General features: G+C 63.1%; 2 protein-coding genes and 1 pseudogene. All 3 read left to right on the plus strand.

Annotation, left to right across the window (positions count from 1 at the left end; all coding sequences use genetic code 11):
* Window positions 1-924: ribonucleotide-diphosphate reductase subunit beta (locus ACXJKH_RS20310; RefSeq protein WP_457322071.1), on the plus strand; the 924-nt coding region annotated here is incomplete at its 5' end.
* A 12-nt stretch (window positions 925-936) separates the two neighbouring features.
* Complete coding sequence (locus ACXJKH_RS20315; RefSeq protein ID WP_457322073.1) at window positions 937-1,419, plus strand: flavodoxin; 483 nt, start codon at window positions 937-939, stop codon at window positions 1,417-1,419.
* Window positions 1,391-1,526 (plus strand): annotated as a pseudogene (locus tag ACXJKH_RS20320) (thioredoxin family protein); the annotation flags it as partial. The gene ACXJKH_RS20315 and the pseudogene ACXJKH_RS20320, both read left to right, overlap by 29 nt.

Consider the following 1,526-nt stretch of genomic DNA (forward strand, 5'->3'; position numbering starts at 1 on the left):
TCCTTCTACCGGGCGTACAAAGAGCTGTCGACCAACTTCTGGATCCCCGACGAAGTCGACATGAAGGGTGACGCGCGCGGGTACGGCGAGCTCAGCGCGCGCGAAAAGAACGCCTACGATTCCATCATCGGCCTGCTGGCCACGCTGGATTCGCCGCAGACCCGCTTCATCTACAACGTCGCCGAATACATCACCGACCCGGCCGCGCACGCCAATGCGGCGATCATCGGCCAGCAGGAGGTGATCCACAACGAGAGCTACAGCTACGTGCTGGCCTCCATCGCCGGGCTGGCCGACCAGAACCGGGTCTTCGAGATCGCACGCACCCACCCCACCATCCAGGCGCGCAACCAGCCGATCATGCAGTCCTATGACGACTTCATGCGCGAGAAGACCGCCGAAACGCTCATCCGCTCGCTGATCCAGTCCTCGATCCTGGAAGGCATCAATTTCTATTCGGGCTTCGCGTTCTTCTACAACCTGGTGCGGCAGAACCGCATGACCGGCACCGGCAAGATCATCAGCTTCATCAACCGCGACGAACTGGCCCATACCAAGTTCATCAGCGAGTTGATCCGCGCCATCATCGGCGAGAACCCGCAGCTGCAGGGCGATCAACTCACCGCCTACGTGCACGACGCCTTCGAGCATGCCATCGCGCTGGAGACCCGCTGGACCGGTGAGGTGCTGGACGGCATCGACGGCATCGACGTGGACGAGATGATCCGCTACGTGAAATACCGCGCCAACAAGATGGCCGGCATGCTCGGCATCGAGAAGCTCTACAGCGATACCAGCGTCAACGTGATGCCGTGGATCAAGGCCTACGCCGACAACTTCACCGAAACCAAGACCGACTTCTTCGAGATGCGCAACGCCAGCTACAAAAAGACCAATGCGGACAACGGCTTCGACGATCTGTAGGAACGCGCGGCCATGAACCTCCTGCTTGCCTATGCATCGTTGAGCGGCAACACCCGTGAAGTGGCGCGGCTGCTGGCTGCTTACTGCACCGAGCGAGGTCATGCGGTGCGCTGCCTGGACGTGGACAGCGACCCGGTGGACGATGCCCTTGCCCAGCCGCATGCGGGGTTGCTGCTGGGCTGCTGGACTGACAACGCCGGCCGCACGCCTGCCGAGATGAAGCAGTTCGTGGCCACGCTGCGCGACGGACCGGGGCTGCCGCCCGGCGAAACCGTGGCGGTGTTCGGTACCGGGGAAACCCAGTGGGGCCTGGAGTTCTACTGTGGCGCCGCGCACCGGCTGGCCCGTTTTTTCGGCTCGCCACTTCCGGTGCTGGAGATCGAGCAGATGCCGCACGGCAGCGACGACACCCAGACCATTCACCGCTGGGCCGACCGTGTGCTGGCCCATTTCGAGACGCCTTCCAATGCTGACCCTGCACGCCACCACCGCTGACGACTACCGTGCCGCCCTGCGCGAACATCCTGTTCTGCTGGTCGATTTTCACAAGGACGACTGCCCGGGCTGCCGGATGCTGGACATGTCGCTGGCCAGCGTCGCCG

This window comes from Stenotrophomonas sp. P5_B8, assembly GCF_054049855.1.

Excerpts from the sequence above, each read along its gene's own strand:
- ACXJKH_RS20315 (WP_457322073.1), top strand. The coding sequence starts at position 937 with ATGAACCTCCTGCTTGCCTATGCATCGTTGAGCGGCAACACCCGTGAA.